Source organism: Thermobifida sp. (assembly GCF_017577275.1).
GTDB lineage: Bacteria > Actinomycetota > Actinomycetes > Streptosporangiales > Streptosporangiaceae > Thermobifida > Thermobifida fusca.
Genome location: NZ_PITY01000007.1, coordinates 25,203 through 33,248 on the forward strand (window position 1 = coordinate 25,203; position 8,046 = coordinate 33,248).

The 8,046-nt window shown below is 68.3% G+C and carries 8 protein-coding genes; 6 read left to right on the plus strand and 2 right to left on the minus strand.

The features are described from left to right. The first annotated feature begins 82 nt into the window (after positions 1 to 82). From sucB to CW348_RS00515, 4 genes are all read left to right on the plus strand, one after another. Complete coding sequence (sucB, locus tag CW348_RS00500; protein ID WP_104612590.1) at positions 83 to 1,825, plus strand: 2-oxoglutarate dehydrogenase, E2 component, dihydrolipoamide succinyltransferase; 1,743 nt, start codon at positions 83 to 85, stop codon at positions 1,823 to 1,825. Positions 1,826 to 2,164: 339 nt separating this feature from the next. Further along, entirely contained in the window at positions 2,165 to 2,866 is a 702-nt protein-coding gene (gene lipB / locus CW348_RS00505; protein WP_041427809.1) for a lipoyl(octanoyl) transferase LipB, read from the plus strand. A 49-nt stretch (positions 2,867 to 2,915) separates the two neighbouring features. Continuing rightward, the gene (gene lipA, locus CW348_RS00510) at positions 2,916 to 3,854 is read left to right on the plus strand and encodes a lipoyl synthase (protein WP_011291438.1); all 939 of its coding nucleotides are present in this window, start codon (positions 2,916 to 2,918) and stop codon (positions 3,852 to 3,854) included. A gap of 75 nt (positions 3,855 to 3,929) precedes the next feature. Further along, positions 3,930 to 4,658 carry a DUF4191 domain-containing protein gene (locus CW348_RS00515; protein WP_011291437.1) on the plus strand — a complete coding sequence of 243 codons (729 nt, stop codon included), beginning with the start codon at positions 3,930 to 3,932 and terminating at the stop codon, positions 4,656 to 4,658. 81 nt (positions 4,659 to 4,739) lie between these two features. Here CW348_RS00515 and CW348_RS00520 read toward each other — a convergent pair whose 3' ends face one another. Next, positions 4,740 to 5,231 (minus strand): RDD family protein, encoded by a 492-nt coding sequence (locus CW348_RS00520; protein WP_016188448.1) that lies wholly within the window; start codon positions 5,229 to 5,231, stop codon positions 4,740 to 4,742. A gap of 216 nt (positions 5,232 to 5,447) precedes the next feature. Between CW348_RS00520 and glnA the strand changes: the two genes are divergently transcribed. Continuing rightward, a complete protein-coding gene (glnA, locus tag CW348_RS00525) occupies positions 5,448 to 6,872 on the plus strand; it encodes a type I glutamate--ammonia ligase (RefSeq protein ID WP_011291435.1) in 1,425 nt (474 codons plus the stop codon). Positions 6,873 to 7,071: 199 nt separating this feature from the next. Here the strand turns inward: glnA and CW348_RS00530 are convergent, their stop codons facing one another. Then, positions 7,072 to 7,395, minus strand: coding sequence for a multidrug efflux SMR transporter (locus CW348_RS00530; RefSeq protein WP_287462334.1), 324 nt, complete (start codon positions 7,393 to 7,395; stop codon positions 7,072 to 7,074). Positions 7,396 to 7,538: 143 nt separating this feature from the next. On the opposite strand from CW348_RS00530, the gene CW348_RS00535 reads away from it, so the two are divergent. Next, positions 7,539 to 7,973 (plus strand): hypothetical protein, encoded by a 435-nt coding sequence (locus tag CW348_RS00535; protein ID WP_394355880.1) that lies wholly within the window; start codon positions 7,539 to 7,541, stop codon positions 7,971 to 7,973. Positions 7,974 to 8,046: the final 73 nt, after the last annotated feature.

Here is an 8,046-nt window from a genome sequence, read left to right on the forward strand (position 1 = left end):
CTTGGAGATGGGCGGGTGCCCGAGGGAGCCCGCCCATCATCTTTCTCTGTCGTTCTTGTGACCGCTCACTCAAGAGGAACCCATGTCGACTCCCGTTACCATGCCCGATCTGGGCGAAAGCGTCACCGAGGGCACTGTCACCCAATGGCTCAAGCAGGAGGGCGACACGGTCGAGGTCGACGAGCCGCTGCTCGAAGTCTCGACGGACAAGGTTGACACCGAAATCCCCTCCCCTATTTCCGGTGTCTTGACGAAGATCCTGGTCGGCGAAGACGAGACTGTTGAGGTCGGCGCGCAGATCGCGATCATCACTCCGGCTGGGGAGGCGCCGCCGGCTCAGCCCGCTCCCGAGACGGCGGCTGAGCCGGCGGCTCAGCCGGAACCGGAGCCGGAGCCTGCTCCGCAGCCTGCCGCGGAGGCCCGCACCGAGCCCGCTGCTCCGGTGGCTGACGCCGGTGCCGCTACCCCGGTGACCATGCCGAACTTGGGGGAGAGTGTCAGCGAGGGCACGGTCACCCAGTGGCTGAAGCAGGAGGGCGACACGGTCGAGGCCGACGAGCCGCTGCTCGAAGTCTCGACGGACAAGGTTGACACCGAAATCCCCTCCCCTATCTCCGGTGTCTTGACGAAGATCCTGGTCGGCGAAGACGAGACTGTTGAGGTCGGCGCGCAGATCGCGCTGATCAGTCCTGCCGGGCAGGCTGCTGCGCCTGCTGCCCCGGCGGCTCCGCAGCCCGCACCTGAGCCGAAGCCGGAGGCACGGCCCGAGCCCGCACCGCAGCCTGCTGCGCAGCCGGAAGCTGCAGCCCGCACGGAGCCCGCACCGCAGCCGCGCCGCACCCGGGACGATGAGACCCCGACCGTGGACTTGGAGACGATCAGCGGCACCGGCCAGGTGCTGGGCACGGACGCGACCAGTGAAGGGTATGTGACCCCGCTGGTGCGGAAGCTTGCCGCCCAGGAGGGTGTGGACCTGTCCCAGGTGAAGGGCACCGGGGTGGGTGGCCGGATCCGCAAGCAGGACGTGTTGGAGACGGCGCGGCGGATGCGGGAGCAGCGGCAGCGTGCTGCTGCGGCACCGGCGCCCGCGGCCGCGGACACGGCGCTGCGGGGCCGCACGGAGACGATGTCGCGGCTGCGGCAGACGTTCGCCGAGCAGATCGTCGAGTCGCTGCACACGGCGGCGCAGCTCACCCAGGTGGTGGAGGTGGATGTCACCGCGATCGCCCGGCTGCGGGAGCAGGTGGGCGAGCGGTTCGCCGCCGAGACCGGCGTGGAGTTGGGCTTCTTCCCGTTCTTCGCGCTGGCCGTGGTGGAGGCGCTGCAGCGGCACCCGAAGCTCAACGCGGTGATCGACGGCACCGAGGTGACCTACCACGACACCGAGAACCTGGCGGTGGTGGTCGACACCGAGCAGGGTGTGCTGGCCCCGGTGGTCAAGGACGCGGGCCGCTTGTCGCTGCGGGAGCTGGCCCGGCGGATCGACGACTTGGGGGCGCGGGCGCGCACGGCGCGGCTGGTGCCGGACGAGTTGAGCGGCGGCACGTTCACCATGGTGGACAGCGGCGCGTACGGCGCGCTGGTGGAGACGCCGATCATCCACCAGCCGCAGGTGGCGGTGTTGAGCACGGGCACCGTGGTGAAGCGTCCGGTGGTGGTCGAGGAGCCGCAGCTGGGCGAGGTGATCACGGTCCGGTCCATGGTGTACCTGTCGTTGAGCTTCGACCACCGGCTCATCGACGGCGCGGATGCGGCCCGGTTCCTCTCCGATGTGAAGCGCCGGTTGGAGGAGGGCGCGTTCGAGGACGCTGTGGGGCTCAAGTAGGAGCCGCGGGGTCGGCCGCTTCCGGCGTGGGCCGGGGGTGGCCGATCACCGTACGCACGGTGGGGCGGCACCGTGTGGTGCCGCCCCACCGCATACCCCACCATCATCCCCTGGTGATCCCCACCACCAAGGTCTTCAGTTGCCCGGCTTCCGTGCCCCGGTGCCGAGACGTGCCTGTCGCGGCGAACCGCCGGACAAGCTTGATGTAATCAGGCTATCACTCAAAGTTGTGAATGGGGCTGTTTCCTGGAAATCCGTCTCCTCGGCTCTTCAGGGGCGGCAGGGCTGCGGCGTCTTCCGCGCGTCCGCTGGGGCGGGGCAGCGCATAAGGTGAAGAGTGTGAGTGAGCTCCTGTACCACTGGTTGGGTGAGTCCCCGGTCCCCTACATGGAGGGCTGGGAGCTGCAACGGCAGCTCCACAAGCGCCGCGTCGCGGACCAGGTGCCGGACACGGTGCTGCTGTTGGAGCATGAACCGGTGTACACCGCGGGAAAGCGGACTGGCCCGTGGGACCGTCCGCTGACCGACCCGGGTGCCCCGGTGATCGACATCGACCGGGGCGGCAAGATCACCTGGCACGGCCCCGGCCAGCTCACCGCCTACCCCATCGTCAAACTGCCGGCTCCGCTGGATGTGGTCGCCTATGTCCGCATGCTGGAGGAGGCGATCATCCGGGTGATCGGTGATTTCGGCTTGTCGGGGATGCGGGTGGAGGGCCGCACGGGGGTGTGGCTTGCCGCTGCCCCGGATCGAGGGTTGCCGGAGCGCAAGATCGCCGCGATCGGGTGCCGGATCGCCAAAGGCGTGACGATGCACGGGTTCGCGCTGAACTGCAACAACGACTTGTCGTGGTTTGACCGGATTGTGCCGTGCGGGATTAGGGACGCCGGGGTCACCTCCCTGACCGCCGAACTGGACCGCACGGTGGGGGTGGGCGACATCCTGGAGGCCACCGAACACCACCTGGCCGCTGTTCTCGGCGCATCCAGCTACCGCAGGATCGCGGGATGGCCCGTTCTCCCCGAGTTCGTCGACGCATGAGCCACGTCGGCGGGCACGCGCCACAAGCGAAACGAAAGGAAGGCCGGCTGTGAGCATCGCTCCCGAGGGCCGCCGCCTGTTGCGGATCGAAGCCCGCAACAGCACTACCCCGATTGAGAAGAAGCCGCCGTGGATCAAGATCAGGGCGAAGATGGGCTCGGAGTACACCGAGCTGCACGCCCTGGTCAAACGCGAGGGCCTGCACACGGTGTGCCAGGAGGCCGGGTGCCCCAACATCTACGAGTGCTGGGAGGACCGGGAGGCCACGTTCCTCATCGGCGGCGACCAGTGCACGCGACGCTGCGACTTCTGCCAGATCGCTACCGGGAAGCCGGCGGCGTTGGACCGGGGGGAGCCGCTGCGGGTCGCCGAGTCGGTGCGCACGATGGGTCTCAAGTATGCGACGGTCACCGGGGTGGCCCGCGACGACTTGGACGACGGGGGCGCGTGGCTGTACGCGGAAACGGTCCGCAAGATCCACGAGTTGAACCCCGGCACCGGCGTGGAGCTGCTGATCCCCGACTTCAACGCCGACCCGGACCTGCTGGCCGAGGTGTTCAGCTCCCGGCCGGAGGTGCTGGCGCACAACATTGAGACGGTGCCGCGGATCTTCAAGCGCATCCGTCCCGGGTTCCGCTACGAGCGTTCTTTGGAGGTGATCACCCGGGCCCGCGAGGCGGGGCTGGTCACCAAGTCGAATCTGATCCTGGGCATGGGCGAGACCCGGGAGGAGATCAGCCAGGCGATGCGGGACCTGTACGAGGCCGGGTGCGACTTGTTGACGATCACCCAGTACCTGCGGCCGTCCCGCTTGCACCACCCGGTGGACCGGTGGGTGAAGCCGGAGGAGTTCGTGGAGCTGGGCCGGGAGGCGGAGGAGATCGGTTTCGCCGGGGTGATGTCGGGTCCGCTGGTGCGGTCGTCGTACCGGGCGGGCCGGTTGTACCGCCAGGCGATCGAGCGTCGCAAGGCGGACGCGAAATCGTAACGTTGTTTGTCCTGGGGCGGCGGTGGTCGCCCGCCGCCGTCCCACATGTCCTTTTTCCCGACCTATCCTTGAGGTATGGCCAAGAAGCCCAAGGACTCCAAGACCGCCCCGGCCGGTACGGCTCAGGGTGCCGCCGCGAAACAGCCCGGCAGGCTCAAACAGTTCGGCATGGTCGCCAAGATCGTGCACCAGCACAGTCCGAAGAGCATCCCGATCGCACTCGGGGTGATGGTGGCTGTTCTGGCCGTGGCGATCCTGGTTGCCGTCCTCACGGGCTCCTGGCTGTATCCGCTTGTGCTCGGTATCCCGTTGGCGCTGCTTGCCGGTCTCATCACGTTCTCGCAGAGCGCGCAGAGGGTGCAGTACAAGCTGCTGGACGGGCAGTTGGGCGCCGGATTGGCGATTCTGCAGAGTCTGCGCGGCAACTGGACGGTGGACGCCGGGGTGAACGCCAACCGGAACATGGACGTGGTGCACCGGGCGGTGGGTCCCCCTGGGGTGGTGCTGGTCGGCGAGGGCGACCCGAACCGGTTGAAGTCGCTGATCGCCGCGGAGCGCAAGCGGGTGATGCGGGTGGCCTACGACACGCCGATCTACGACATGACGGTCGGCAACGGTGAGGGCCAGGTCAAGGTTGCTGAGCTGCGCAAGCGGATCCTCAAGCTGCCGCCGAGCATGAACAAGCCGCAGTTGTCGGAGCTGCGCTACCGGTTGAAGGCGCTGCCTCCGGCGATGCAGGCCCCGCGCGGCCCGATCCCTAAGGGGGTCAAGATGCCGAAGATGCCGCGCCCCCGGCCGCGTTGATCCTGTTTCGTCCAGGGTTTTCTGGCGCTGGTGGAACCGGGTGTCCCGGGTTCCGGCAGCGCCAGTTGTCGTTTTCGGGCCTCAGAGGCGCTGGTTGACGGTTCCCGCAGCCCGGTCGTGCAGGCCGCGCTGGTCGCGGTCGTAGACGACGGCGGGGAGCGCCAGGCACAGCAGAAGGGTGCGGACCACCATGGCCACGGGCCAGGGCCAGTTCCGTTCCCCGGTGGCGGTGATGCGGATGCCGACGAGGCGTTTACCGACCGTGGTGCCGAAGAGCACGAGCAGGGCGGCGGTCATCACCGCGAAGACGAAGAGTGGTAGCCATAGGGTGACCCCTGCGGCGGGGGTGGTGCTTCCGCCGAGCACGGGGGTGCCGAACAGGAGTGACGCCAGGCAGTTGGCGAGGATCCAGTCGATGATCACGGCGATGAGGCGGCGGCCGAAGCCGGGCACGGATCCGGGGCCGGTTTCGGGGAAGCCGAGCCGGCTGCCTCGGTAGCGGAATTCCGCCTCGTTCCCGGTGGGGGTGTCGGTGGTCGCGGCCTGCCCGTCGCGGTCTTTCGATTCGCCCATGTCTTCACCGTACTGGGGGTGCGCGGTGGGCGTGACGGGGCCCGGTGTCCCGGTTTGGGGGGAAAAAAGCGGCCGTAACATCGGCGAAACATTCGGGACACGGCCAGGAAATCGGCTGCTCTTAGCGTCACCTACGTGGCTGGGAGGTGGCGGAGGATCTTCGCGACATCTCGGACGTCCATCCCCGCGGTCCTGTGAACCTGCACGGAGGTAATCGTGTTCAGCAACGCTGACGAGGCTCTTGCCTATATCCGCACCGAAGGCGTTCAGTTCGTGGACGTCCGGTTCACCGACCTGTTCGGTGGTGTCCACCACGTGACGCTTCCGGCCGAGAAGGTTGACGAGGACTTCCTCACGAACGGGCAGATGTTCGACGGCTCGTCGATCCGCGGCTTCCAGGCGATCCACGAGTCCGACATGCTGCTCCTGCCGGACCTGAGCACCGCTGTCCTCGACCCCTTCCGCGAATACAAGACGCTGAACATCACGTTCTTCGTGCACGACCCGCTGACCCGCGAGTCCTACAGCCGCGACCCGCGGAACGTGGCCCGCAAGGCCGAGGCGTATCTGAAGAGCACGGGGATCGCGGACACCGCGTACTTCGGCCCGGAAGCCGAGTTCTACATTTTCGACGACGTCCAGTTCGCGACCGCGCCGAACACCGGTTTCTACGCGATCGACTCGGTGGAGGGCGCGTGGAACACCGGCAGCAAGCGGGAGGGCGGCAACCTCGGCTACCGGCCGCGCTACAAGGGCGGCTACTTCCCGGTGGAGCCGAGCGACCACTACAGCGACCTGCGGTCCCGCATGGTGCGCACCATGATCGAGGTGGGGCTGCCGGTGGAGCTGCACCACCACGAGGTGGGCACGGCGGGCCAGTCGGAGATCGGCATCAAGTTCGGCACGCTGCTGCAGCAGGCTGACCGGGTCCAGTTGTACAAGTACATCGTCAAGAACGTGGCGAACGCGGCGGGCAAGACGGTGACGTTCATGCCGAAGCCGCTGTTCGGCGACAACGGCTCGGGGATGCACTGCCACCAGAGCCTGTGGAAGGACGGCGCTCCCCTGTTCTTCGACGAGAACGGGTACGCGCAGTTGTCCGACATCGCCCGCTACTACATCGGCGGCCTGTTGAAGCACGCCCCGTCGCTGCTGGCGTTCACCAACCCGACGATCAACTCCTACCACCGCCTGGTGCCCGGCTACGAGGCGCCGATCAACCTGGTGTACTCGCAGCGGAACCGTTCCGCGTGCATCCGTATCCCGCTGACCGGGTCTGACCCGAAGGCGAAGCGGCTGGAGTTCCGGGTGCCGGACCCGTCGGCCAACCCGTACCTGGCGTTCTCCGCGATGCTGATGGCGGGGATCGACGGGATCCAGAACAAGATCGAGCCGCCGGAGCCGCTGGACAAGGACCTCTACGAGCTGCCGCCGGAGGAGGCCGCGGAGATCGAGAAGGTGCCGGCGTCGCTGGAGGAGGCGCTGGACCACTTGGAGGAGGACCACGAGTACCTGGTGGAGGGCGGTGTCTTCACCGAGGACTTGATCGAGACGTACATCAACTACAAGCGCACGGTGGAGATCGACTCGGTCCGGCTGCGTCCGCACCCGCGCGAGTTCGAGCTCTACTACGACGTCTGATCCTGCTCGCGGCCCGTATTCCGCACTGCGGGCCGCAGCAGGGTGGAGACCCGGGGGAGGGGCTCCGGTGTGGTGGGGTGTCCCAGGTGTGGGGCGCCCCACCAGGGCGGTTCTGCATGGGCGCGCGCCGGGTCGCCTCGGTAGTACCGCAGGCCCCGCACCGGCTGTTGCGGGGAGGGCAGCGGTGCGGGGGCCGCGGCTAGCGGGCCGCGCCGAGTTCGAGGGCGGCGACGCCCGCGATGACGAGGACGATGCCGACGATCTGGCCCCAGGTGAGGGTGTCGCCGAGGAACACGGCGCCGATGACCGCGACGAGGGTGACGCCCAGCGCCGACCAGATGCCGTAGGCCACGCCGACGCCCATGCCGAGTTTGAGGACTTGGGCGAGCAGGGTGAACGCGATCCCGTAGCTGGTGAGCGCGATGAGGGACGGCACGAGACGGGTGAACCCGTCGGAGAGCCGGAGTGAGATGGTTCCGGTGACTTCGGTGAGGATCGCACCGATGAGGAGCAGCCACTGCATGATTCCCCCACATAAGCCCGCAATTGGTGAGTACTCCCCCAGAGTGTCTCTTTGGGGTGGCCATGGTGCATTCGGTGGGGGGACGCCTGTGGTGGCGTCCGTTGCACCGCCTATGCGGTCGCGTTGAGAGTTACCGTGGTGCTGTGGCGAGTCGGGACAGCACGGGAACGAGTGTGGGGGCGCTGGCCCGTCGAGGGTTCGGCGATGCGACGCGCGCGGCACGGCTGCTCGCGGAGAGCGGGTTGGCGGACGCCGCGCACGAGGTGATTGTGGACGCGCTGTGCCGGGCGGCCGACCCGGATCTGGCCTTGTTCGGGCTGGTGCGGATCCTGGAGCGGTCGGCTGATCCGGGGGAGTTGCTGTCCGCGTTGCACGAGGACGCGGATTTCCGGGAGCGGTTGTGCCAGGTGGTGGGGGCGAGCCGGGCGCTCGCCGACCACCTGGTGCGGCATCCGGGGGATTGGCGGGAGCTGCGGGGGGCGGACGCGGGCCCCCCGCCGGGCGGTGGGGGGCTGCGGGGGGGGGGGGATGCCGGTGGTCCGCGCCCTGCGGGCCCCCCCCCGCCTGTACCGCACTGAGCAGGGGTATGCCTGGTGGGAGGAGCGGGCCCGCGCCAATGTGGCGGCGGAGATCGCCCGGTTAACGGAGCAG